The organism is Cellulophaga omnivescoria (assembly GCF_001999725.1).
GTDB lineage: Bacteria > Bacteroidota > Bacteroidia > Flavobacteriales > Flavobacteriaceae > Cellulophaga > Cellulophaga omnivescoria.
The window spans coordinates 62,380-87,331 of record NZ_MDDP01000023.1 but is presented as its reverse complement, the minus strand read 5'-3'; the positions used below and the strand labels follow the sequence as shown (position 1 = coordinate 87,331).

19 protein-coding genes are annotated in these 24,952 nt (G+C 33.5%); 10 read left to right on the top strand and 9 right to left on the bottom strand.

Annotation, left to right across the window (positions count from 1 at the left end; all coding sequences use genetic code 11):
- Positions 1 to 16 precede the first annotated feature (16 nt).
- The 8 genes from BFJ87_RS11135 to BFJ87_RS11100 all read right to left on the bottom strand — a co-directional run bounded on the left by BFJ87_RS11135 (position 17) and on the right by BFJ87_RS11100 (position 13,670).
- A complete protein-coding gene (locus BFJ87_RS11135; RefSeq protein WP_077404286.1) occupies positions 17 to 805 on the bottom strand; it encodes a carboxylesterase family protein in 789 nt (262 codons plus the stop codon).
- Positions 795 to 2,177 (bottom strand): glucoamylase family protein, encoded by a 1,383-nt coding sequence (locus BFJ87_RS11130; RefSeq protein WP_077404283.1) that lies wholly within the window; start codon positions 2,175 to 2,177, stop codon positions 795 to 797. The genes BFJ87_RS11135 and BFJ87_RS11130 overlap by 11 nt, the downstream gene beginning before the upstream one ends.
- Positions 2,167 to 3,504, bottom strand: coding sequence for a glucoamylase family protein (locus tag BFJ87_RS11125; protein ID WP_077404280.1), 1,338 nt, complete (start codon positions 3,502 to 3,504; stop codon positions 2,167 to 2,169). Before BFJ87_RS11125 ends, BFJ87_RS11130 begins: the two co-directional genes overlap by 11 nt.
- A 27-nt stretch (positions 3,505 to 3,531) precedes the next feature.
- Positions 3,532 to 5,256, bottom strand: a complete 1,725-nt coding sequence (locus BFJ87_RS11120; RefSeq protein WP_077404277.1) for a LamG domain-containing protein — start codon at positions 5,254 to 5,256, stop codon at positions 3,532 to 3,534.
- Positions 5,257 to 5,269: 13 nt separating this feature from the next.
- Positions 5,270 to 6,820, bottom strand: coding sequence for a RagB/SusD family nutrient uptake outer membrane protein (locus tag BFJ87_RS11115; protein WP_077404274.1), 1,551 nt, complete (start codon positions 6,818 to 6,820; stop codon positions 5,270 to 5,272).
- A gap of 5 nt (positions 6,821 to 6,825) precedes the next feature.
- Positions 6,826 to 9,852, bottom strand: coding sequence for a SusC/RagA family TonB-linked outer membrane protein (locus tag BFJ87_RS11110; RefSeq protein ID WP_077404271.1), 3,027 nt, complete (start codon positions 9,850 to 9,852; stop codon positions 6,826 to 6,828).
- 232 nt (positions 9,853 to 10,084) lie between these two features.
- Entirely contained in the window at positions 10,085 to 12,850 is a 2,766-nt protein-coding gene (locus BFJ87_RS11105) for a helix-turn-helix and ligand-binding sensor domain-containing protein (RefSeq protein WP_077404268.1), read from the bottom strand.
- 64 nt (positions 12,851 to 12,914) lie between these two features.
- Positions 12,915 to 13,670 carry a sulfite exporter TauE/SafE family protein gene (locus BFJ87_RS11100; protein ID WP_077404265.1) on the bottom strand — a complete coding sequence of 252 codons (756 nt, stop codon included), beginning with the start codon at positions 13,668 to 13,670 and terminating at the stop codon, positions 12,915 to 12,917.
- Positions 13,671 to 13,744: 74 nt separating this feature from the next.
- Between BFJ87_RS11100 and BFJ87_RS11095 the strand changes: the two genes are divergently transcribed.
- On the top strand, positions 13,745 to 15,556 hold the full coding sequence (locus BFJ87_RS11095) for a sodium:solute symporter family protein (RefSeq protein ID WP_077404262.1): 1,812 nt from the start codon (positions 13,745 to 13,747) through the stop codon (positions 15,554 to 15,556).
- 53 nt (positions 15,557 to 15,609) lie between these two features.
- Here BFJ87_RS11095 and BFJ87_RS11090 read toward each other — a convergent pair whose 3' ends face one another.
- Positions 15,610 to 16,194, bottom strand: coding sequence for a riboflavin synthase (locus BFJ87_RS11090; RefSeq protein ID WP_077404259.1), 585 nt, complete (start codon positions 16,192 to 16,194; stop codon positions 15,610 to 15,612).
- 55 nt (positions 16,195 to 16,249) lie between these two features.
- Between BFJ87_RS11090 and pdxA the strand changes: the two genes are divergently transcribed.
- The 9 genes from pdxA (at position 16,250) to BFJ87_RS11045 (ending at position 24,947) form a co-directional block, all read left to right on the top strand.
- Entirely contained in the window at positions 16,250 to 17,302 is a 1,053-nt protein-coding gene (gene pdxA / locus BFJ87_RS11085; RefSeq protein WP_077404257.1) for a 4-hydroxythreonine-4-phosphate dehydrogenase PdxA, read from the top strand.
- Positions 17,303 to 17,469: 167 nt separating this feature from the next.
- Positions 17,470 to 18,003, top strand: coding sequence for a YceD family protein (locus BFJ87_RS11080; protein WP_077404254.1), 534 nt, complete (start codon positions 17,470 to 17,472; stop codon positions 18,001 to 18,003).
- Between the two features lie 9 nt (positions 18,004 to 18,012).
- Positions 18,013 to 18,210 (top strand): 50S ribosomal protein L32, encoded by a 198-nt coding sequence (gene rpmF / locus BFJ87_RS11075; protein ID WP_013620844.1) that lies wholly within the window; start codon positions 18,013 to 18,015, stop codon positions 18,208 to 18,210.
- A 172-nt stretch (positions 18,211 to 18,382) separates the two neighbouring features.
- The gene (locus BFJ87_RS11070; RefSeq protein ID WP_077404251.1) at positions 18,383 to 19,378 is read left to right on the top strand and encodes a beta-ketoacyl-ACP synthase III; all 996 of its coding nucleotides are present in this window, start codon (positions 18,383 to 18,385) and stop codon (positions 19,376 to 19,378) included.
- Between the two features lie 41 nt (positions 19,379 to 19,419).
- Positions 19,420 to 19,905, top strand: a complete 486-nt coding sequence (gene accB, locus BFJ87_RS11065) for an acetyl-CoA carboxylase biotin carboxyl carrier protein (protein WP_077404248.1) — start codon at positions 19,420 to 19,422, stop codon at positions 19,903 to 19,905.
- Positions 19,906 to 19,971: 66 nt separating this feature from the next.
- On the top strand, positions 19,972 to 21,327 hold the full coding sequence (gene accC / locus BFJ87_RS11060) for an acetyl-CoA carboxylase biotin carboxylase subunit (RefSeq protein ID WP_077404245.1): 1,356 nt from the start codon (positions 19,972 to 19,974) through the stop codon (positions 21,325 to 21,327).
- A gap of 141 nt (positions 21,328 to 21,468) precedes the next feature.
- Positions 21,469 to 22,227, top strand: a complete 759-nt coding sequence (locus BFJ87_RS11055; RefSeq protein ID WP_077404242.1) for a DUF2314 domain-containing protein — start codon at positions 21,469 to 21,471, stop codon at positions 22,225 to 22,227.
- A 95-nt stretch (positions 22,228 to 22,322) separates the two neighbouring features.
- Entirely contained in the window at positions 22,323 to 23,012 is a 690-nt protein-coding gene (locus tag BFJ87_RS11050; RefSeq protein WP_077404434.1) for a hypothetical protein, read from the top strand.
- A gap of 6 nt (positions 23,013 to 23,018) precedes the next feature.
- Complete coding sequence (locus BFJ87_RS11045) at positions 23,019 to 24,947, top strand: hypothetical protein (protein WP_077404239.1); 1,929 nt, start codon at positions 23,019 to 23,021, stop codon at positions 24,945 to 24,947.
- Positions 24,948 to 24,952 lie beyond the last annotated feature (5 nt).

Here is a 24,952-nt window from a genome sequence, read left to right as displayed (position 1 = left end):
ATTTTTAAGAATGATTTTAATTTAAAGAATGAGAAAACAACCAAGACAACAATAATGGTTCTGCAAATGCAGGATCCCAGCTGTTATGGTTTGCGTTTTCAAACAATGTAAATCTAGGTTTACCTTTAGCTTTTAATATGGCAGAAACCATTGTTAAAGACTCTTGCGGACTTACTACATTGTCTTCTGCGCCATGAAAAGCCCAAATAGGAGTTTTTGTAGCATAGTTTACAACGGCTTTTGGGTCACCACCACCGCAAATAGGTATAGCAGCCGCAAAAGTGTTGGGTTTTCTGTACAATATCTCATAGGTTCCCATACCACCCATAGATAACCCCATAACATATACTTGGTGTTTGTTACTGTATTTTTTAGAAGAAATACTATCTAACAAAGCCATTGTTAAGGCTAAAGATTTTGTAGGTCCTTTTTTATATTTAAATTTTAAACTTATGGGACTTTTTTTTCGGTTCACTTTTACTTTAGACCAGTAATCATTTTCTGCACATTGAGGAAAAATTACAATGGCAGGAAAATCTGTTTTTGCTATTTCTGATGTAAATAATTTACTCCCGTGTGTTAATTGTTTTTTATTGTCATTACCACGCTCCCCTGCACCGTGCAAAAATAAAAGCACAGGGTATTTTTTGTTTTCATCAAAATTTTGTGGGTATAATATTCTATACAATAATGTGTCTGTATTTTGTATAAAATGTTTTTTTTGGTATGCTTCTGTATGTTGTGCGTTTATGGTAAATACAACAAAAGCAAATAACAGTATAGTACTTAAATTTTTAGTTTGCATAGTTAAAATCTAGTTTATCTAGTCCGTTTTTTACATCAGTATTTTGCATAAATAATTCCCAAAGAAGTCCGGTTCTGTAATTCTCTATCATAAGTATAATTGGCCCTTGGTCTATAGCTAAATACTGTTCTGCAACCCAATAATTATATTCCGGACTAAAGGCATCATAAAACCCAGCAGGCCCAAATAACTTGTCCTTATTTTTATAAAAATAATGTAGCGCTTGTAAAGACTCTGTTGGCGTATAAGGTAAAGAGCTAATTGCTGCAGTTGGTGATATAACACCTGTATCGTTAGAAGGACTATGAGCATTATACCCAATTGTACCATCTGAATTTCTGGTATAGCTGGCTGTTAAACCCCAACAATCTTTACCATAATCTTTAAATTGCTTTGGATTTTCTACACTATAACTATAGTTTACTTTGGCGTGATTTGTATTCACGTTCCAGTAATTTAAATACTCGTCTGATAATCCTTTAGGGTTTAGGCCCAAATACGAATAATGAGCCCAAAATAAGGGTCCGCCATACTCTTGGTTGCCAGCGTGTTTAGCTAATAAAGGAAACCCATATTTTGTGTTTGCAGATGTAATTGAACCGTTAGATGCCCAACCGTTTGTATACACCTCTTTAGAAATTGAATAATTTGGTGAAGCGGCTGCTAAAACATAGGTAATTAAAACTTCATTGTATCCTTTTAGCTCTAGGTTTATTGCAAAATTGTTGTTAGGAGACCAGTGCCAATACAGCGTATTTTCATTTTTTGTGTACCAGTTCCACTCAACACCTTTCCATAACTCATCTGCTTTTGCTGCTATAGCTTTTTCTATATCTGTGCCGTTTTTTAAATATTCTTTTAAGCAGATTAAACCTTGAGTTAAAAAAGCAGTTTCTACCAAATCTCCTCCATTATCTAATGCACTAAACGGTATAACCGCAGCCGTTTGTCCGTTAAGCCAATGTGGCCAGGCACCGTGAAAACGATCTGCTTTTTCTAAAAAATCTAAAATTTTAGAAAACCTATCTAACCCTTGGTCTCTTGTAATAAACCCTCTTTCTATACCCACAATAAGCGCCATAATACCAAAACCTGTACCACCTGTTGTAACCGTATTTTTACTATTATTTGGGTCGTTAGGATGGTATCGCTCTCTTGCTGCACCAGAATTTTCTTCAGCAAAATCCCAAAAATATTTAAAGGTTTCAGCCTGTGTAATATCTAGCAACTCCTCATCTGTTATTGTAGGTGTAGAAATTGGATCGTCATCAGTAGGAAATTCAATTGGAGTATACTCGTAATCATCTCCGCTTTTGCACGAGATAATTACAAGTATAAGTAATGTTGTAAAAAGACTATTTTTAATTGTCATTTTTGTGCGTTGTAGAGAAACCTAGTTTTTCTAATCCCTTATGTAAGTCTTTATTTTTCATAAATAAATTCCATAATAAACCTGTTCTATAGTTTTCTATCATTACAGGAATTGGGCCTTGGTCTATAGCTAAATAGCGAGGTAAAGACCAATCACTTTCCAAGCTAAAAGCATCATAAGGACCATACTTACCAACAAGCGAATCTTGTTCTGTATACATATAGCGTAAAAACTGTAAACTCTCTTTAGGTGTGTATGGCATAGAAGATAAAGCTGCTGTTGGTGATATTACGCCTAAGTCGTTATCTGGTCTGTGGCCAGCATAACCTTTAACAGAATAGCTAGATGTTAATCCCCATAAATTTTTGCCGTAACCCTTATACTTATTTGGGTTTTCTACTGCGTGTCTGTAGTGTATTTTAGCGTGATTAACATTTAATTTCCAATAGTCTGCATAGGCATCTGTTAATCCTTTAGGGTTTAAACCTAAGTATGAATAATGTGCCCAAAATAACGGACCAACAGGAGATGCATCATGCTCATAATGGTTAAGTTCTGTTTCTAAACCATAATAAACAGTGTCTTTTGCGATTTGTCCGTCTAAAGCCCAACCTTTATCATAAACATCTTTAGAAACAGGATGTGTTGGTGATGCAGCAGCTAATATGTACATAATTAAAGCCTCATTGTAACCACCAACAGGAAAATTCATTTTCCACGCTACATTAGGGGACCAGTGCCAGTATAAGGTGTTTTCTCCTTTAGTGTACCAATCCCATTCTACTTCTTCCCAAAGTTGCTGAATTTTAGCAACTAGTTTTTGTTCACGTTCGCCTCCATTAGCGTAATACTCTTTTACTGTTAATAGACCTTGAATTAAAAAGGCAGTTTCTACCAAATCTCCACCATCATCATACGTACTAAAAGGAGCAACTTTACCACTAGGCAATAACCAATGTGGCCATGCACCATGAAAACGATCTGCTTTTTCTAAGAAATCTACAGATTTTTCAAATCTAGATAATGCTTCTTCTTTTGTAATATAACCACGTTCTGCACCAACAACTATAGCCATTAATCCAAAACCGGAACCACCAATAGTAATTATATCTTTATCATGTGTTGGGTAAATACTGTCTAAATGTATACGCTCTCTAGCAAGTCCAGAAACAGGTTCTGCTCCATCCCAAAAATAGCTAAAGGTTTGTTTTTGTACAGAGTCCATTAAGGCTTCATCTGTCCAAACTTGTTTTTGTATTTTTTTTGGCTTGTTGTTGCATCCTGTTAATAAGGATGCAACAGCCAATACTACTAAAAATAATCTCATAAATATGAATAACTAAAAATGTATTTATTATAAATCTGCGTCTCTAATAGACTGTATTTCTTGTTGTGAAAGTGCTTTGTTGTAAAGGCGTAGTTCGTCTATAGCACTGTTGTCTGACTTATGATCCCAGTAACTAAATGTTTCACCACCAGAACCCACTGTTATAAGGTCACAACCTGTCCAGTCTATAGGAGCAGCTAAGTCTGCAGAATTAACAGGAACACCATCAAAATAAATAGTGCTTTTTGTAGCAGAAACAACTAAGGTTACAAATACCCACTCTTGGTCTGCAACGTTAATAATGTCACCATCATTCCAACTTTCATCAGTACCAATACCAATATTTGCTTTAATTCTTTGTTCTGTGTCACTACCTTCTCTAAATAACCTTAGTCCTTGAAAACGATCATCAGCATCATCACCAATAACTAAAATTCCAGCTCTGTCTGGGGTTGCATTTACTTTATACCAGAAAGTTGCGCTAAACTCTGAGCCACTTAATAAGTTATTTGCAGGATAAGTTATATAAGAATCTGTAGTACTTGCAAAGGCGTTACTACCAATAACACTTTCATCTGCAAATCCTGGAGAACCAACTACGGTAGCCTCTTGAGCCGTAAATTTATTTTTTGTGTCGTTATCAAAAGCAGCGTAGAACATTTCCCCATCATAAACACCTGTGTAAGGGTTAGTAACGTTTATCATATTTTCTATATCGCTAGTGGTAAGTGCTTCGTTAAAGAAACGTAGCTCATCAATAGCACTGTTGTCTGACTTATGGTCCCAGTAACTAAAAGTATCTCCGCCGGCACCAATAGTAACAGTATTACAATTTGTCCAATCTACAGGTGCTGCCAAATCTGCAGTATTTACTGCAACACCATTAAAAAAGATTGTACTCTTGGTAGCAGAAACGGCAAGTGTAATATATACCCATTCTTGTTCTGCAACATTAATAACGCCACCATCATTCCAGCTTTCTCCTGCTCCTGTACCTACATTAGCTTTTATTCTTTGCTCAGCGCCATTACCTTCTCTAAATAATCTTATACCCTGAAAACGGTCTTCTGCATCATCACCAATAATTAAAATACCCGCTCTGTCTGGACTAGCATTTACCTTATACCAGAATGAAGCACTAAACTCTGTAGCGCCAATTAAACCCTCTGTAGGATATTCTAAATATGCATCTGTAGCGCCTGCATATGCATTGGTGCCAACAACACTTTCTCCAGCAAAATTAGGGTTGCCAACTTTAGTTGCTGCTTGTAAACCAATAAGATCTATATAATCACCATCAAAAGGCATATATAAGGTTTCTCCGGCAAACAATGGTGTATAGGCAGGTTCTTTTTCAAAGTTTACAGAAGCTTCAGTGGTTTTACCTTCTACATCTGTTGCTGTAATTGTTAGTTTATGTGTGCCATCAACTAAATTATCATAAACAAGATCATCTATTAAAACACGTCTATAGTCTTTAAAACTTGTAAAAGATTGTATTGTATTATTATCTATGGCAACATTTATAGATGCAACTTCTATATCATCTGTAACTTCAAAATCTATTACAATAGAAGTAACAATGTCTAGCACCTTAATTTTTGTACCTTCTGTAGGGTAATTTATTTTAACTTCTGGAGCAGTTTCATCTGTACCTGCAGCTACTTGCGTTATGTTATCTATACCTTGGTCACAAGAATAGAAAAACAATGTGCAAACCATACAGGTTAAAATGTATTTTAAATTTTTCATTGCGTTTAGTTTTTTAGTTTGATGAGTTCCCTAAAATTGGAAATTGGTCTACCTGAGGTTGTGGGTAAGGAAGGTAAACTTTGTCTTCGGAAAATGTTCTTCCGTCATAGCTTAACTCGCTAAATCTGCCTAGTCTAACCATATCGTAATAGCGTTTGCCCCATTCCATACCTAGTTCGGCAAATTTTTCATCTATTACATTGTCTAATGTTACACCTGTAAGAGATGCCATACCAGCTCTTTCTCTTACCAGGTTTACAGCATTATCTGCAGTTATAGAAGTTGCTGTTGCTCCTTGTGTAATGGCTTCTGCATACATTAATAGAATTTCTGCATAACGTATAACATTGTAGTTTTTGTTACTACCATATTCTGTTCTGCCTTCTATTAATTGGTTTGATGGCAAATAGTGTTTACCACTAGAAAAAAGGGCTCTAGAATAGTCGTTTATAACATCACCATCTCTAGTAGTATTAGTTACAAAACTTGGTAAAGTACTGTAATTAGGGTCTGTTTGAAGCTCTGCAATACCACGATCTGTAAATAGCACACTAGTTTCTAAACGTACAGATTCTCCGCGGTCTAACATAAACTTTATAAATTTTAAGCTAGGCTCATAAAAACCCCAGCCAGATGCAGCACCAGTAACAGCCGGAGTCCAGTTTTGCGGGCCATAAGGAGCAAACAAATGTCCTTCTCTATCACCTTCACCTTGTCCAAAATCTGAATATTGTAAATCTAAAATACTCTCATCACTTAATTTACCAGGAGTTTTAAAAAGCTCATAATAATCTGTAAATAAACTAAACTTACCAGAATTAATTATTTGTCCAGTTGCAGCAGCAACTTCTTGGTAATTTTTAAGTTCTTGGTTAGCCAATGCTTTTATAGCTAAAGCAGTATATTTTGTGACCCCTCCAGGGATATCTATACGCTCATTAGGTCTTGCGTCTGGTAAAAATGAAATTGCTTCATCCATCTGGTTAGATATATGTTGCATAACCTCATCCTTAGTAGGTAACTCTGTAACGTTTAAAAGTGCGCCAGTGTCTGAGGATTCTGGAATAAAAACGTCTCCCCAAACCTGAGAAATTTGAAACAACATCATTCCTCTTAAAACTTTAGCTTCTGCAATGTATTGGTTTCCTTTATCAATACCGTCTGCATCTGCAAACTCTTGGTAACGTGCTATTTGTTCCATAGCTGTATGCGCTGTAATAACATCTACATATACGTTTTCCCAAAGAGAATTGTACATCCAATAATCTTTGTTATAATTAAAAAGATCAGTTTCGGCAAAATCTTGTTGGTCACCTAAACCACCAGCATTAACATCGTCTCCACGAACAGAAATTAATAAAGGTTGTTCCCATCCACGAGATTGAAAAGCATCGTAAACACCAATGATAGACAATATCATATCCTCGGTTTTTGTAAAATCTGTACCACCAGCAAAGTTGTTGTTTTCCTGTGGCTCATCTAACTTGTCTGAACACCCAACAAACACTGATGCAATAAATGCTAGTATAAGTAGAAGTGATATATGTTTTTTATACAGTTTCATAAGTCTTATATTTTAATGTTAACTCCCATTGTATAAACTGCAGGGATAGGATATGTTTGGTTATCTACACCATTAGCAACCTCTGGGTTAAACCCGTTATAGCCAAATATGGTTAATGGTTTTTCTGCTGTTAGGTAAATACGGGTTTTAGGAATACCTTTTAATTCTCCGTTTTTATTAATTGTGTACCCAAGTGTTATGTTCTGAATTCTAAAGTAGTCACCATCTTCTACGTAGTAATCGTTTAATTTTTGGTTCCATCCTTTGCGTACTGCTGCTGCAGATGGGTATGAGTTTGTAGTACCCTCACCGTGCCAACGGTTAACAGCAAAGTCTCTGTCCCAGTTAGTATCACTAGTAAAAATTACTTCTAATCTTTTACGGTTAAGTATTTTGTTGCCACCTTGACCAGAAGCAGTAGCCGTAAAGTCAAAATTTTTGTAGTTAAACCCAAAGTTAAATCCGTATGAGTATGTTGGTAAGTAAGACCCTAAAACTACGCGGTCATCATCATCAATAGTAGTAGGATCTCCACCGTTTTCTTTGTATTTAAAATCTCCAGGAACTAAGTTATTAGCTACAGCAACTGGATCTGCAAGTATTTCTGCTTCGTTTTGGTAAATGCCAACAACCTCGCGACCATAAAAGGCGTAAAGAGGTTCACCAACTATAGAACGTTGACGAAATTCGGCTGAGCCAGCATCTATGTATTGTTGGCCATCTAAACTTAATACTTCATTTTTAAGTGTAGCAAAGTTACCACCAATGTTATAACTAAAATCATCTGATACTTTTTTACTCCAGTTTAAAGACATCTCAAAACCAGAGTTTCTAATTTCCCCTACGTTTTGTCTGGTAGAACCAGGTATTAATGGTCTTTGTACAGGGATAACGGCGTCTTTTGTATCTCTAACATAATAATCTGCCTCTAAAGATAAATTGTTGGCTAAAAAACTAGCATTTATACCAATGTTAGTTTCCTCTGTAACTTCCCATTTTAAAGAAGTAAAATCACTACCTGTGTTTAAACCGCTAAACATAGTGTCTCCTAACGCAGTTGTAACTACAGAAGAAGTAATAGAACCGTTACTGCCTGCAACATTATCATTACCTAATTTACCCCAACTACCACGTAGTTTAAGAAAGTCAAAAACACCATTGTTTTGCATAAAAGGTTCTTCAGACACTACCCAACCAGCACCAACAGTAGGGAAGTACCCCCATTTTTCTTGGTATTTGTTAGTTCCGTCTGCTCTAAAGGTTCCGTAAAGCAGGTATTTACCATCATAATTATAAGATACTCTACTAAAATAAGAGAATCCATATTCTCTTGCCCCACCATCACCAACACTATTTTCTACAATAGTTTGTGCTTGGTCTAAATAATAAGCTTCTTCACCAGACAACGGAAAGTTTAATCCGGTTGCTGTTAAAAACTGATAAGACTCGTCTCTAAACGAAGTACCAGCTAAAACAGTTACATCATGATTACCAAAAGATTCTTTATAAGTTAAAGTGTTATCCCAGATTTGATTAGATATTGTAGTGTTACTTTTTGTTAAAGAGGCGTCTGGTCTTTGAAAACTATCTCCAATGTAGTAAGGTAAATTAACGGTTCTGTTTTCAAAAGTTTGGTAGTTGTGATTGTATGCAGTTTTAAACTTAAGTTTAGTAGGTATAACGTCTATTTCTGCATAAAAGTTAGCAAGTACATTTCTAATTTTTGTTCTATTTTCATTAAAATCTAAAAGGGGAAAAGGGTTTTGGCCACCTCTGTAGCCTAAGTCTTGAGCATTAGCGTAGTTTGTAGGGAAAACATCTGGGTTGTTAGCTAAAGCCTCATCATATACAGGTAAAATAGGTACAGCAAAATAAGCAGCACGCCAAGCAGAGTTGTCGCCATCATACCTAGTAGCGTTACTAATTACCGTGTTAGCACCAACTTTTAACCAGTCGTTTGCATTAAACTCTATTTTACTTCTTAAGTTAAAACGCTCATATTCATTTTTAGTGTCTAATATACCTTGCTGTCCAAAGTAATTAGCCCCTACAGAATAACTAACATCTTCACTACCACCAGTTACACCAATACTATGGTTTTGTATTAAGGCAGGTCTTATAATTTCATCATACCAATCTGTGTTAACATTAGGTATATTTGGGTTAACTCTACTACGGCCGTAACGCTGCATAGCATTTAGAATATAGTTTGCATCTGGTGCAGAACCAGATTCTAACGCTAAGGTTGTAAATTGTTCTGCGTTAGCAACTTTTAAAACATTTTGTGCAACCTGGAAACCAGTGTAGCCATCATATGTAATTTCTGCTTTTTTATTAAATGCTCCAGATTTTGTTTCTATTAAAACAACACCATTTGCAGCTCTAACACCATAAATTGCAGATGCAGAAGCATCTTTTAAAACAGAAATGGATGTTATGTCTGCTGTATTTAAAAAATCTATATTGTCAAAAAACATACCGTCTACAACATACAAAGGAGCAGATGCACCTGTGTTGTAAGACCCTATACCCCTTACTCTAATAGTTGGTCCTTGCCCAGGAGAACCACTACTTACTACTTGCATACCTGCAACCTTACCTTGCATGGCCTGCATTGCAGAGCCTGTTGGTACAGCAGCAAGTTCTTCGGCTTTAACAGTGGTTATAGATGAGGTTAAATCCTTAGACTTCATTTCACCGTAGCCAATTACAACAACTTCATCTAAAGACTCTGCATCTTCTTCTAACGTTACATTAATTGTATTGGAATTATTTACAGCAATTTCTGAAGTAATAAAACCAATATAACTAATAACTAAAGTTGCATTGTTTGGAACGCTGTTTAATTGGTAGTTACCATCAAAATCTGTTTGCGTTCCTGTTGTAGTACCTTTTACAACAATGCTAGCGCCTAATAAAGGAGTGCCATTATTGTCTACTACTTGTCCTTTAACTGTTATATTCTCTTGGGCGTAGGCAGCCATCCCAAACAGAATAAAGCAGATTAATAATATTTGATTGAGTATTTTCATAATACATTAAAAATTGAGTTAGATTTTTACTAAATTAATAAAAGAGCGTATTTGCTAAGGTTTTAATAACTACATAAAAACTACATCAATACTAAAATTACGCTACACACCGCCAATAATATGGTTTGCAGTAGTATTACATCCTTTTTATTTGTGCACTTTTAACAGTTTGATGTAGTAATGATGTACTCTATGTTATGTAATTGTTAAGCTGTTTTTGAAAGAAAAACCTTTATTTAAAGGTTATTAAGAAGTTAGATATGTTCTCTGAACTATCTATATTTAATTTTTTACGCAAACGGTAACGATGTATTTCTACGCCCCTAACAGTAATGGCCATTAATGGTGCAATTTCTTTGGTAGAAAGGTTCATTTTAAGGTAAGCACACAGTTTTAAATCTTTAGGGGTAAGCTTTGGGTATTCTTTTAAAAGATTCTCAAAAAAGTCACTATGTAGTTCTTTAAAATTCATTTCAAAACGTTTCCAATCTTCTTTATTGTTTACAGAGTTATTTAATCTTTTCATAAAAGATTTATAACGTTGTTGATTTGGAAATTTGTCTTTATTTTGAGTTAATAAGTTTTTTAGGTCTAATATAATTTCATTCTTTTTGGCAATATTTAGTGTGGTATTTGCTAATTCTTTTTGTTTAAGTTTTACTTCTTTTGCTAGTTTTTCTTTCTCTAAAAGTGCAATTTTTTCATCTTGCTCCTTTTGCATACGTTCTTTAAGTTTGTTGTGTTTTAGGTTTAGTTTGTGTTTGTTATATTTTCTAATAAGAAGTATTGCAGCTATTATAAGTAAAAGGTAAATTAACAGTGCCGGGCCAGATAAATACCAAGGTGCTTTTATTGTAAAATTAATAACATTTGGTTCAGATTTTTTATTGTCAATACCTACACCATAAACCTCTAAAATGTAACTACCGTAACTTAAATTTTGAAATGATATAAAGCCATTATCTAATTGGGCAAACTGTGCATCTTTACCATCTAGACTATAGTAATATTTGGGGTGCATAACACCAGAGGAAGCAATTTTAATACTAATATTACTAGCATCTTTAAAAGGCAATGTTATGTTTTTTGTATGTATTGGGTAACTATTTTGTTTACCATTAAAACTCACTAATTTAGGAGTTGGTAGCCTGTTATTATCTTTTAACTGATTGTTTAACTTGTTAAAGTTTATTTGACTGTAACCATCTACAAGGGTAAAATAAAATGTAGAGTCGTTTACTTTAATAATATTTTCTGCCTCAGGAATTATACGTTTTTTTAAGCTTTGGTTTTCAATAATAATATTGTCTTCCTTAAAATTGGTATAAGTAATTTTTTTACTGTTTTCATTGTCTATAAACCAAAAATGATCATCATTGTAATACAACAACTCATTATTTTTAAATGAGCTAAACTCCTCTAGCGTTACAATTTTGTCTAAAATAGGATCGTATTTAAACCACTCTCCCTGACTGTAAAAAACAATTTGGTTTTTAATATTGTAGAGTTTTACATTGTATTTATTAGGAGCATTTTTTCCGTTATATTCTTTAGAGCTAATTACAGAGTCATAGGTGTTATTTAATTTTAGTTTGTAAAAACCTTTATATGGATGAGCAACCCAAAGTGTGTTAGAGTCTTCAAAACACAATTTTTTTACTGGTAAATTAAAGCCTTTTAATCGTTCTACAGTCCATTGGTTAATATCATCTTTACTGTATTTTGCTATTCCGGTATAAGTACCCTGTAAAAAGGATGATTTGTCCTCAGGTATTTTCTCTATTTGATAGCCTCCAGAAATATTAGATACCTTAACCAAGCCATCTTTATTTAACTTAAATGTACCTGTATTATGGCCACAAAAGAGCTCATTGTTTACAACTGCAATATCCCAAACGTGCCCCTGAGTGCCTTTTACAAAATGTAGCACATCATTATCTACATAATACAAACCAGTATTAGAGCCTAAGTATACTTTATTGTTGTACAAAGCAATGTCATAAACAGTACCTAAAACACCAGTAAAATCTGTGTAATACGTAATAGGGTGGTCTAGTTGAATGTGGTCTATACCATTGTCTAACCCTAACCAAAGCTGATTTTTAAAAGCAACCATAGCTAAAATGGTGTTGTTTTGTAACCCTACTTCACGGTTAATGCTTTTATAGGTTTTTGTGTTATTGTTGTATAAAAAGAGTCCGTTTTTTATAGTGCCAAAAGCAATGCTGTGCTTATTTAATACCATAATTTTATTAAGCTGATGTTGCTTTAATGTGTCGTTAATAGTGCTACTCCAAACATTAATTTCATTATTTTTAATTAAGTAACAACCGTTTAATTTGGTGCCAATTAACAAACCTTCTTTAGTAGAAACCATATCTACAACAGTTTTATTTACAAAAGAAATGTTGTTTTTTAAGACAAGGGGTTCTAAGGTGTCTCCTTCTAAATAAAACAAACCATCATCACCACCTGCAACAATAATTTGGTTGTTGTGTTTTGCAATATTGTTAACAATAATATCTGCTTTAACTACCGTTATTTTATTGTTTTTGTACACATATACTTTAGAAAATGATCTAAAAACAATTGCATTGTTATAAGGTATAATTTGCCAAAACTCTTCACTAGTAAATACGTGGTTTTTTATAAGATGCGTTAATGATGTGTATTGTAAAACCCCTAGGTTATCTTTTTTCCAAAATCCAAATTCTTCATAAGATCCTGTGTAAACTTTGTCTTCTATAGCAGCAACAGATCGTATGGTGGTTTTACTAGGTAAGGCGTTAAGTTTCCATTCCTCGCCGTTAAAATGCAATAAACCAGCATTATTGGCAGAAAATAACTCGCCATCTTTATTAGTGGCTAATCCCCAATTTTTACTAGCAGCATTGTAATCAAATATTTTATAATTGTGTATAGGTGGAAAAAGATTTTGTCCAACAATAACGTAACAACTAATAAAGAAAAGTAAAATAAGCGAGGTTAAATTTTTCATAGGGGATATAGAAAACATCATTAATTCTTTATGAATATAATACTATTACCCAAAAAAGCAATTATTATCTAAGCAAGATTAGCAAAGCACCTATAGCCGTAAGAATTAGTATCATTTTCCTAAAAAATTTGTCTTTAATGTACTTTACTAAAAAGGTGCCAACTGTAAAGCCAATAAAAATTGCAGGTAATAGTTTTAGATTTAAAATTAGAGATTCTTTGGTAATCGTATTCCAAACAAAAATATGAAACGGAAGTTTAAATACATTAGTTATTAAAAACAACCAAGCTGCAGTACCTATAAATTGATTTTTAGGTAAACGCATTGCTAAAAAGTAAATGTTAGAAAAAGAACCAGCCAAATTACCAATCATAGTAGTAATACCAGCAAGCAAGCCCATAGAGCCAGCAAATGTCCAATGTGTTGGTACATTTTTAGATTTTTTTTGATCCCACCAAAGCATCATCACAACGGTAATTAATATAATACCACCCATACAGTACTTAAAGGAGGCCTCTGGTAAGTCTTTACCAATAAGTACGCCTATTAATATACCACAAACCATCCAAGGTAAAAACTTTATAATATATTTCCATTGGGTATATTTACTATAATAAACCACAGCAAAAATATCTCCAACAACCAATAAAGGCACAAGTAACCCTGTAGATGCTTTAGAGCCAAAAGCTAATGCCATTAAGGTAACTACTATTATAGATATCCCTTTTAAGCCAGACTTAGAAATACCCATAACAAATGCAGCAGCAAAAGCCAATATCCAAGTGGTTGTAGAAATATGGGTAACTAGTAATAAACTCATAATTGGCGTTTAGCTAAAAAAAACAAAAGTATTGCAAAAAATAATATCTTTACTAATTAACCAACTACTAAAAAATGGAATTAAGTGCGTTAGATTATAGCCTTATAATAGGGTTTTTTACAATTGTTTTAGGAATTGGAGTTGTGGTTTCTAAAAAGTCTGGAAAAAGCTCATCAGAATATTTTTTATCTGGCAGAACTATGCCTTGGTGGTTATTAGGTTTGTCTATGGTGGCAACTACATTTTCTACAGACACCCCAAATTTAGTTACAGATATTGTACGGAAAGATGGTGTATCTGGTAATTGGGTATGGTGGGCTTTTTTAATAACAGGTATGTTAACTGTTTTTGTATATGCAAAGCTTTGGCGTAAATCTAATGTTAGTACAGATTTAGAGTTTTATGAGTTGCGTTATGGCGGAAAACCAGCCAGCTTTTTAAGGAAATTTAGAGCAATATATTTAGGTGTTATTTTTAATGTAATTACAATGTCTGCAGTTACATTGGCGGCAATTAAAATAGGAGGTATTATGCTTGGGTTAGAGCCTTGGCAAACCGTTGTAAGTGCAGGTTTAATAACTGTTACTTTTAGTGCTTTAGGTGGTTTTAAAGGTGTTGTTTATACAGATTTTTTATTGTTTTTTGTAGCAATGGGTGGCGCTATAGGCGCTGCTTACTATTTGGTTAATTTACCAGAAGTAGGCGGAGTAACAAAACTATTAGCGCATGAAGGTGTGAAAGGGAAATTGTCTATTTTGCCAGATTTTAGCAATACAAATGCTGTAATTACCTTATTAGTTATTCCTTTAGCTGTACAATGGTGGAGTTCTTGGTATCCAGGAGCAGAACCCGGTGGTGGCGGTTATATTGCACAACGTATGTTAGCCGCAAAAGATGAAAACCATGCAATAGGAGCTACTTTCTTTTTTAATATTATGCACTACGCTTTGCGCCCTTGGCCTTGGATTTTAGTGGCTTTAGCATCTATAGTTGTTTACCCAGATATAGCAAGTATTGCAGAAGCTTTTCCTAATATAGGTGCAGATAAATTGGGACATGATTTAGCGTACCCGGCAATGCTAACAAAGTTGCCAAGCGGATTATTAGGTTTGGTTTTAGCATCTTTAATAGCTGCTTATATGAGTACAATTTCTACCCAGCTTAATTGGGGTTCATCATATATAGTGTATGATTTTTACAAACAGCAAGTAAATCCAAATGCATCAGAAAAACAATTGGTAGCGGTGGGTAAATTATCTACTGTTGTGTTAATGATTTTAAGTGCTTGCTTAGCATTGTTAATGCAAAATGCAATGGAGGTTTTTGATATGTTATTATTGTTTGGAGCTGGTACCGGATTAATTTTTATTTTACGTTGGTTTTGGTGGCGTATTAATGCTTGGACAGAGATTTCGGCTATGTTTGCATCTGGAGTCTTATCTATCTTACTAAAAGTTACGCCACTTGGTAATTATCTTTTTGAAGTTGATAAAGGAGTTTTTCCAGATTGGTTTCAAATACCATTTGTGATGTTAGTAACAACCATAATTTGGGTAGCAGCAACGTTTATGACTAAACCAGAGTCTAAAAAAGTCTTAAATAGTTTTTATATAAAAATACAGCCAGGAGGCCCAGGTTGGAAAAAAGTGGTAGATAACGCTAAAGCAGATAATATAAATATTGTAAACCCAAATGAAAAATGGAGTGTTCCTTCTGGCATAGGAGCTATGGTATTAGGTTGTGTACTTATATACACATGTATGTTTGCTACAGGATATTGGATTTATGGACAAACAACAAAAGGAATGCTATTTACAGGTGTTGCTATATTAGCTGGTTTGCTCCTAATAAAAACATGGAGTAAAATGAAGAAGAATATTTTATAAATTACAATTGTAGATGTAGGCTATTTTTTAATAATAGCCTACACCTATAAAATTTATTTTGCTATTAGCTTAGCAACGTATTTTCCAATAACATCAAACTCCAGGTTTACAACTGTACCTACCTTGTAGGTGTTAAAAACAGTGTTTTCAAAAGTATAAGGGATTATGGCTACGCTAAATGTGTTTTTACCAGAGTTAAAAACGGTTAAGCTAGTTCCGTCTATTGTAATAGAACCTTTTTCAATAGTTACGTTATTGTATTTATCATCGTATTCAAAATTAAAAATCCAGCTGCCATCTTGCTCTTCAATAGCAGTACAAATAGCAGTTTGGTCTACGTGGCCCTGCACAATGTGTCCGTCTAATCTTGTGCCCAATATCATAGCACGCTCTAAGTTTACGGTAGAATTTAATTTTAAAGCTCCAATACTTGTTTTTTGCAAAGTCTCATCTATAGCAGTAACTGTATAAGTGTCATTTTCTATAGCAATTACAGTAAGGCAAACTCCATTGTGAGCAACACTTTGGTCTATTTTAAGTTCTGGTGTTAAAGTAGATTGTATAGTAATGTGTAGGTTAGTATCCTCTCTACGTAATGCGGTTACTTTCCCTAAAGTTTCTATAATGCCAGTAAACATATCGTTTTAATTAAGTAGTTTTGCGGTGTAAATTTAGACATTATACAGTTGAATTATGCAAGAAGATAAAAAAATTAAGGTAGGAATTTCTATAGGCGATTTAAACGGAATTGGCTGTGAAGTTGTTTTAAAGACTTTTGAAGACAACCGAATGTTAGATTTTTGTACTCCTGTTATTTTTGCATCAAACAAAACCATTTCTTTTCAAAAAAAAGAACTAAACTTAAATATTAATTATAATGGTGTGCCTGATGCAGACAAAGCTGTAGATAACAAAATTAATGTAGTTAATGTATGGAAAGAAATACCAAAAACACAATTTGGTATTCCTACAGAAGAAAGTGGTAAATATGCTCTAAAATCTTTACAGGCGGCAACAAAAGCTTTAAAAGAAGATAAAATAGATGTATTAGTTACGGCTCCTATTAATAAAAATAATATTCAGTCTGATGAATTTAATTTTCCAGGACATACAGATTACTTAGCAAAAGAATTAGGTGGCAGTAGCTTAATGTTTATGGTAACAAATACATTAAAAGTAGGTTTATTAACAGACCATATTGCTGTTAAAGATGTAGCAAAAGCAATTACACCTAAGTTAATAAAAGAAAAAGTAGCAACTATAGAACGTTCTTTAAAAGCAGATTTTGCCATACAAAAACCTAAAATTGCATTATTAGGTATAAATCCGCATAGTGGAGATAATGGTGTAATTGGTAAAGAGGATGATGAGGTATTAAAGCCAACAGTAACCGAGTTAAAAAACCAAGGTAAAATGGTTTTTGGTCCCTATTCTGCAGATAGCTTTTTTGGGTCTGATGCTTATAGTAATTTTGATGCAATACTTGCGGCATACCATGATCAGGGCTTAATACCTTTTAAAACATTATCATTTGGTAAAGGAGTAAATTATACTGCAGGTTTACATAAGGTACGTACATCACCAGATCATGGCACAGCTTATGAAATAGCAGGTAAAGGTAAAGCAGACCATAGTTCTTTTAAAGAAGCTGTATTTACAGCGTTAAAAATCTTTAAAAACAGGCAAGAATATGCAGAGCTAACTCAAAATCCGTTAAAAAAACAACGTTTAAAGAGAAAAGAGTAAGATATTTTTTCTAGATTTAAACAAAATTAAGCCCTAAAATAGGGCAAAACAATACCTAAACTATTAAGTAATAATATATTTACAATTTTTTAGTTGGGTTTTATTAAAATAATAATATCTTTGCACCCGCCTTTAACGAGGCTGGTACTTTAAAATATAGTGTTGTTATGATGAAGCTAAAGGAGTATTCCATTCCTTTTTCTGGATTAAAGCAGGGAAAGCACAGTTTTGAGTATAATATAGACAATAAGTTCTTTGAATCTTTTGAGTACAATGAGTTTAATGATGCCAATATACATATTGAGGTACAATTAAATAAAATGAGTACAATGTTAGAGCTAGAGATGAAAGCAGAAGGAACAGTTAATGTTTTCTGTGATGTATCTAGTGAAGCTTATGACCAAGCTATAAACTCTACATTAGAGTTAGTAGTTAAGTTTGGCGAAGAGTATAATGATGAGAATGAAGAAATACTGATAATTCCTCACGGAGAGCATCAGGTTAATATTTCGCAATATTTATACGAAATGCTGGTATTGGCCGTTCCATCTAAAAGAGTTCATCCAGGAGTTTTGGATGGTACTTTAAGATCTAAAGCCGTAGATAAGCTACAAGAGCTACAACCAAAAGAAGAGAAGGAAAATAAAGAAGATATTGATCCCAGATGGGACGCATTAAAAAAGTTAATAACGGATAAATAAAGTTTCATAATGGCACATCCAAAGAGAAAAATTTCAAAAACCAGAAGAGACAAGAGAAGAACGCACTATAAAGCGGTAGCTCCTACAATTGCAAAAGATGCAACAACAGGAGAAATGCACTTGTATCACAGAGCTCACTGGCACGAAGGTAAATTATACTACCGTGGACAAATTTTAATTGACAAAGCAGAAGAGGCAGTAGCTTAATTCTACTTTTGTACAATATTTAAAACTCTCACCGTAAAAGTGAGGGTTTTTTTATTTTTCATCAATTTTCGTCAAAAAAAAGTCAGTTTTGGTAAAAAGTCGTAAAAATTGACTAATTTTCCATGATTTTTAGACTTTTTTAAAATTTTTGATTAAAAAATCAAACTTATATATGGGTAAGATATCAGCGGCAATAACTGCAGTGGGTAAGTATGTTCCTGACTATGTTTTAACTAACAAAGAGTTGGAAACAATGGTAGATACAAATGATGAGTGGATTACCACCAGAACAGGTATCAAAGAAAGGCGAATTTTAAAAGAAGAAGGTAAAGGAACTTCTTTTATGGCAATTAAAGCAGCTGAAGATTTACTGCAAAAAAGAGGTATTAAACCAACAGAAATTGATTTAATTATAGTTGGTACAGCAACACCAGATTTACAAGTAGCGGCAACTGCTGCATATGTAGCTTCAGAAATTGGTGCAACTAATGCTTTTGCTTTTGATTTAGAAGCAGCGTGCTCTAGTTTTTTATACGGTATGTCTACGGCTAGTAGTTATGTAGAGTCTGGCAGGTATAAAAAAGTATTGTTAATAGGTGCAGATAAAATGTCATCTATATTAGATTATACAGACAGAACAACGTGTATAATTTTTGGTGATGGTGCAGGTGCTGCACTTTTTGAGCCAAATGAAGAAGGTTTAGGTTTTCAGGATGAATACTTAAGGTCTGACGGTATTGGCCGTAACTTTTTAAAAATTGATGCAGGTGGATCTATTTTGCCAGCATCTGAAGAAACAGTTAAAAATAAACAACATTACGTTTTTCAGGACGGTAAAACCGTATTTAAATACGCAGTTTCTAATATGGCAGAGGTATCTGCTAAAATTATGGAACGCAATAATTTAGAAGAAAAAGATGTAGACTGGTTGGTACCACACCAAGCCAATAAACGTATTATAGATGCTACAGCTAGTAGAATGGGTGTAGGGCCATCTAAAGTAATGATGAACATTCAGAAATACGGAAACACAACTTCTGCTACACTACCACTTTTATTAGCAGATTACGAAAATCAACTTAAAAAAGGAGACAATTTAGTATTTGCCGCTTTTGGTGGTGGCTTTACTTGGGGTTCTATTTTCTTAAAATGGGCCTATAACTCTTAAACTAAAAATAAAAACTTACAACTAAACAAAATCTAATTTTTATGGATATTAAAGAAATTCAGAGTTTAATTAAGTTCGTAGCAAAATCTGGAGCTAGCGAAGTTAAATTAGAGATGGAAGACATTAAAATTACCATTAGAACAGGAGCTTTAAACTCTGGTGGAGAGACTACTATTTTACAGCAAATACCTATGGGGCAAGCGCCAATGGCACCAGCTGCCGCTGCACCTGCACCAGCTGCTGCACCAGAGGCCGCACCTGCGCCAGAAGCTAGTAAAGAAGATAAATACATAACAATTAAGTCGCCAATTATTGGTACTTTTTATAGAAAACCATCTCCAGACAAACCAGTTTTTGTAGAGGTTGGTGATACTATTGGACAAGGCGATGTACTTTGTGTAATAGAGGCAATGAAACTTTTTAACGATATAGAATCTGAGGTTTCAGGTAAAATAGTAAAAGTATTGGTAGATGATTCTTCTCCAGTAGAATTTGACCAACCTTTATTTTTAGTAGATCCATCATAAGAAATTTTAGACACTAAATACTTTTAGTTTTTTAGAATTTAGAATTAAAATTTAAAATTTCATAAGATGTTTAAAAAAATACTTATTGCAAATAGGGGAGAAATTGCGCTGCGTATAATTAGGACCTGTAAAGAAATGGGAATTAAAACGGTTGCGGTTTACTCTAAGGCAGATGAAGAGAGTTTGCATGTTAGGTTTGCAGATGAGGCCGTATGTATTGGTCCTGCTCCTAGTAGCGAGTCTTATTTAAAAATACCAAATATTATAGCAGCAGCAGAAATTACTAATGCAGATGCTATACACCCTGGTTATGGGTTTTTATCAGAAAACTCTAAGTTTTCTAAAATATGTGCAGAACATGACATTAAGTTTATAGGTGCTTCTGGCGAGCATATAGACCGTATGGGTGATAAAGCTAGTGCTAGGGAAACTATGAAAAAAGCTGGTGTACCTACAATACCTGGCTCAGACGGTTTACTTAAAGATGTTGCTGAAGCTAAAAAAGTTGCTAAAAAAATGGGATATCCTGTTATGATTAAAGCAACTGCTGGTGGTGGTGGTAAAGGTATGCGTGCTGTTTGGTCTGAAGATAAAATGGAAGCTCTTTACGAGAGTGCCGTACAAGAAGCTACAGCTGCTTTTGGAAACGGTGCTATGTATATGGAAAAACTTATTGAAGAACCTAGACATATAGAAATACAAGTTGTAGGTGACCAATATGGTAAAGCGTGTCACTTATCAGAAAGAGATTGTTCTATACAAAGACGTCACCAAAAATTAACAGAGGAAACACCTTCTCCTTTCATGACCGATAAACTGCGTGATGATATGGGAGCAGCAGCTGTTAAGGCAGCAGAATACATTAAGTATGAAGGTGCTGGTACAATTGAGTTTCTAGTAGATAAACACCGTAACTTTTACTTTATGGAGATGAATACCAGAATACAGGTAGAGCATCCTATAACAGAACAAGTAGTAGATTACGATTTAATACGTGAGCAAATTTTAGTAGCTGGTGGTGTGCCAATTTCTGGTAAAAACTACTACCCTAAATTGCACTCTATAGAATGTAGAATTAATGCAGAGGATCCTAGAAATGATTTTAGACCTTCTCCAGGAAAAATTACTACATTACATACACCAGGCGGACACGGTGTGCGTTTAGATACAAACGTATACAGCGGTTATACTATTCCTCCTTATTATGATTCTATGGTAGCTAAGCTAATTACAACAGCACAAACCAGAGAAGAGGCTATTAATAAAATGAAACGTGCTTTAGATGAATTTGTAATTGAAGGTGTAAAAACTACAATTCCTTTTCATAGGCAATTAATGGATCATCCAGATTATTTGGCGGGTAATTATACCACGGCCTTTATGGAAGATTTTGTTATGGAACCTAGCAAAGACGATGAATAAATTAAAAAGCTCCGATATTTTATCGGAGCTTTTTTTTGGTGATAACTAGCTCATCCCTTTTCACGGTTTACAGGGTATTTGCTATTGTGTAATGCCTATATCTTTGCTGCATATAACTTTACACAAAAATTAAAAGTACTTATGAGTAATTCAGATAATAATATATTTTTTGCAAAACAAGATGATGAAATGTCATTAGCCTTTAAAAAAGCACAAGAAACATTTAAGTATTTTTGGAGAGAAATGTACTGGGAGTACAGGAGAGTTATACCTGGCCTAGACTTGGCCATTGTAAAGTTTCCTTTTGAACAAACTTTTAAAGGAGAAAGTGAGCCAACTATAGAGCATATGTGGGTGCGCAATATAAGTTTTGACGGAGAAAATATAACTGGCGTTTTAGCTAACAACCCAATGCAATTAACAAATGTGACAGAAGGTGATACTGTTAGTTGCAGTAGATCTAAAATAAGCGATTGGATGTTTGCAACATTAGGTAAAACATATGGTGGCTTTACAATACATACCTTAAGGTCTGGTATGAGCGATGAAAAAAGAAAACAACATGATAACGCTTGGGGTTTAGATTTTGGCGATTTTAATAAAATTATGTTGGTTAATGGCCAAGCAGAAAACCCTGAAAATCTTGTAGAGCATCCAATGTGTGTAAACACAGCAGATAAGTTTTTAGAATTTTTTAAAGAAAATCCAGAAGAGCTTACAACCAAGGATGAAGCTGGTTATACGGTTTTACATAGGCAAGCAATTGCGGGTAACAAAACTACTGTAAATATATTGTTAGAGTTGGGGGCAGATAAAAACGCCACAACAAATAACGGTTTAACAGCTTTAGATTATGCTAAAAAATTAAACTGGTCTCATATAATTTCTTCTTTAGCGTAACATATAAACGTTACCGTAGTCTAACTAATTAAATAGTGTTAATTACAATTTTAACATTAAATAACAGTTTACTATTATAATTTATGTCAATTTATATGTTTAAAAAATTTTTCACCTATACGCTGTTGTTTACTTCACTATTGCTTTGTACAAGTTGTTTTGAAATTTTAGAAGAAATAAGCTTTAATAAAGACGGTAGCGGGCGTATAACGGTAACTGCAAACCTAAGTAAAAGTAAATCTAAATTAGCTTCTGTAATGCTCCTAGATAGTGTAAACGGATATAAAGTTCCTTCTAAGGCAGATATAGATTTGGCAATTAAAAATGCAGTAGATCACTTAAAAAAAACAGAAGGTATATCTAACATAGAAAAAAGTGTAGATTATGATAATTATATATTTTCTATAGCATGTGATTTTAAATCTGTAGCAAATGTTAATTCAATTTTTAAAGAAATGATTAACAACCAAAATAGAAGAGAAAAAACCAGTTTTAGCACAACTAATTTTTCATATAACAATATGAATCATCAATTTAAAAGACATTTTAAATATGATGATAGTATAAAAAGAAAATTCAACTCACTTAAGTCAGAAGACAAAAAAATTTTTAATGATGCCAGTTACACAACAATTTATAGGTTTAATTCATCTGTAAAAAGTGTGTCTAATTCAGGTGCTAAAATAGCTCCAAACAAGAAGGCAGTATTTATGCGTGTACCTGCATTGTCTTTAATAACCGGCAAACAAACCTTAGAAAATACCATACAATTAATCAACAATTAAAACAGAATGAAAAAACTATTATTAAGCCTAACCATTTGTTGTGCTGCATATACAATGCAAGCTCAAGATTTAATACAAAATATACCTGCAAATTCGGCAGCAGTAGTTACTATAAAAGGAAGCAATATTACAGACTTATTTTCTGTTAAAGAGTTTGAAAACTCTAAAATAGGACAGGAAATGGTTAAAGAGTTAACCAGAGAATCTAATGGAGATTTAACAAGCCTAAACGATTTAGGTATAGATTATAATGCTAACCTATATTATTTTTTACAAGCAGAGAAAGGAGTATTTACAAATTATTTTGCTATTCCATTGCGTTCCAAAAATGCTTTTGAGAATTTAATGAGGCAAAATAACAGTAGTACAGAGAAAATAAAAACTGATGGCGATATCACCTATTTTCAGAGTAACTATGACGGTAGTACAGTTGCTTGGAATAATAAAATGATTCTTATAGTAGTATCTGAGGATATTAATAATGATACAGATTATAGCTACTACAGTTATAATAATGAGGCAGATGTTGAAGAGGCTATTGAAGAGGTTGAAATTGAAGTTTCAGAAGTAGAAGAAACTGAGGTAGAAGAAATTGAATATGTAGAGGAAGTTGTTGAGGTAGAAATAGAAGATGTAGAAGAAACAGTAATTGAATCTACTGAAGAAGCAACATACTCTAATGATGATTACTATAAAAAAAGAGAAGAGCGTTACAAAAGAGAACGACAAGAAAGAGAAGCAAAAAGGATAGCAAAAAATCAAAAAGCAAGGTTACGTAATTTACAAAAGGTAAAAGATTTTATTAACGGAAACCATAAGTCTAATAACATTTTAAGTAATAAAAGTTATACAGCAAGTTTGGGAACTCAAAAATTTGAGGCGCACGCTTGGGCTGGAGATTTTATGAATCTTTACCAAGAGTTAGTAGTTACTCAAGGTTTTAGTAATGCTTTTGGTATGTATAATGTAGAAGAATTGTATAGAAACTCTTCTGTGTCTTCTACCTTAGATTTTACCAACACTAGTGCTGTTTTAAACATAGATTATACTATGAGTAATGCTATGGCAAAACACGCTAAAGCTATGTACAATGGTAAAATGAATAAAGATTTTTATAAATATTTTAACCAAGATAAAATGCTGGGTTATATGTCTGTTAATGCAAGTACAGAAGGTTTGCTTACAGAGTATCCAAAACTTATGAAGTCTATGTTTGCTAACTCTACAAATAATGAAATGGCAACTGTAATACCACTTGGAGCAGACTTATTATCTGTATTTTTAGATGAAGAGGCTGTTGGTGAATTGGTTAGAGGAGATATGTTGTTTGTTGTTAATGATATTGCTAAAAAGCAAGTAACATATACAACATATGATTATGATGAAAACTACAATAGAATTCCAATAGAGAAAACTAAAGAAGAAACGGTACCAGATTTTATTTTTATGGCTACGTCTAACGGAGAAAGTATTTTTAACAAGCTTATGAATATTGCTGTTAAAGAAAACGAAATGACGGTAGATAACGGTATTTATAAGTTTAACACACCAAGAAGTGTACCTGTAAATGTATATGCAATGCACGCTAAAGGAGTGTTGTTTTTTGCAACGTCTAAAGACCAGTTGTTGGCCATTAGAAATGGTAGTTTTAAAGGTAGTGTAAGTGGTGAACACAAGAAAAATATTAGTAAAAATACTTCTGCAGCTTATGTTAATGGTAAAAATATAATTTCTCAAATACCAGTTAATGAGTTACCTAGAGAGTTTAAAAGAAAAATTAACTTTTTAACCAGTAATACAGAAGATCTTTTAATTACTACAGGTAAATTAAAGGGGAATACATCTACCACTAAAGTTATTTTAAATACTCCAGAAGAAGGTCATAAAAATGGCTTAGCATACTTTATTAATTTTATAGATGCATTTATAGATTAAGTTTT

Bases quoted from the DNA above. Each gene is read 5' to 3' on its own strand.
- pdxA (WP_077404257.1), top strand. From the start codon at position 16,250: ATGCAAGAAGATAAAAAAATTAAGGTAGGAATTTCTATAGGCGATTTA.
- BFJ87_RS11110 (WP_077404271.1), bottom strand. From the start codon at position 9,852: ATGAAAATACTCAATCAAATATTATTAATCTGCTTTATTCTGTTTGGG.
- BFJ87_RS11090 (WP_077404259.1), bottom strand. From the start codon at position 16,194: ATGTTTACTGGCATTATAGAAACTTTAGGGAAAGTAACCGCATTACGT.
- rpmF (WP_013620844.1), top strand. From the start codon at position 18,013: ATGGCACATCCAAAGAGAAAAATTTCAAAAACCAGAAGAGACAAGAGA.
- BFJ87_RS11115 (WP_077404274.1), bottom strand. From the start codon at position 6,820: ATGAAACTGTATAAAAAACATATATCACTTCTACTTATACTAGCATTT.
- BFJ87_RS11135 (WP_077404286.1), bottom strand. From the start codon at position 805: ATGCAAACTAAAAATTTAAGTACTATACTGTTATTTGCTTTTGTTGTA.
- BFJ87_RS11055 (WP_077404242.1), top strand. From the start codon at position 21,469: ATGAGTAATTCAGATAATAATATATTTTTTGCAAAACAAGATGATGAA.
- BFJ87_RS11050 (WP_077404434.1), top strand. From the start codon at position 22,323: ATGTTTAAAAAATTTTTCACCTATACGCTGTTGTTTACTTCACTATTG.
- BFJ87_RS11095 (WP_077404262.1), top strand. From the start codon at position 13,745: ATGGAATTAAGTGCGTTAGATTATAGCCTTATAATAGGGTTTTTTACA.
- BFJ87_RS11070 (WP_077404251.1), top strand. From the start codon at position 18,383: ATGGGTAAGATATCAGCGGCAATAACTGCAGTGGGTAAGTATGTTCCT.
- accB (WP_077404248.1), top strand. From the start codon at position 19,420: ATGGATATTAAAGAAATTCAGAGTTTAATTAAGTTCGTAGCAAAATCT.
- BFJ87_RS11100 (WP_077404265.1), bottom strand. From the start codon at position 13,670: ATGAGTTTATTACTAGTTACCCATATTTCTACAACCACTTGGATATTG.
- BFJ87_RS11045 (WP_077404239.1), top strand. From the start codon at position 23,019: ATGAAAAAACTATTATTAAGCCTAACCATTTGTTGTGCTGCATATACA.
- BFJ87_RS11120 (WP_077404277.1), bottom strand. From the start codon at position 5,256: ATGAAAAATTTAAAATACATTTTAACCTGTATGGTTTGCACATTGTTT.
- accC (WP_077404245.1), top strand. From the start codon at position 19,972: ATGTTTAAAAAAATACTTATTGCAAATAGGGGAGAAATTGCGCTGCGT.
- BFJ87_RS11130 (WP_077404283.1), bottom strand. From the start codon at position 2,177: ATGACAATTAAAAATAGTCTTTTTACAACATTACTTATACTTGTAATT.
- BFJ87_RS11125 (WP_077404280.1), bottom strand. From the start codon at position 3,504: ATGAGATTATTTTTAGTAGTATTGGCTGTTGCATCCTTATTAACAGGA.
- BFJ87_RS11105 (WP_077404268.1), bottom strand. From the start codon at position 12,850: ATGAAAAATTTAACCTCGCTTATTTTACTTTTCTTTATTAGTTGTTAC.
- BFJ87_RS11080 (WP_077404254.1), top strand. From the start codon at position 17,470: ATGATGAAGCTAAAGGAGTATTCCATTCCTTTTTCTGGATTAAAGCAG.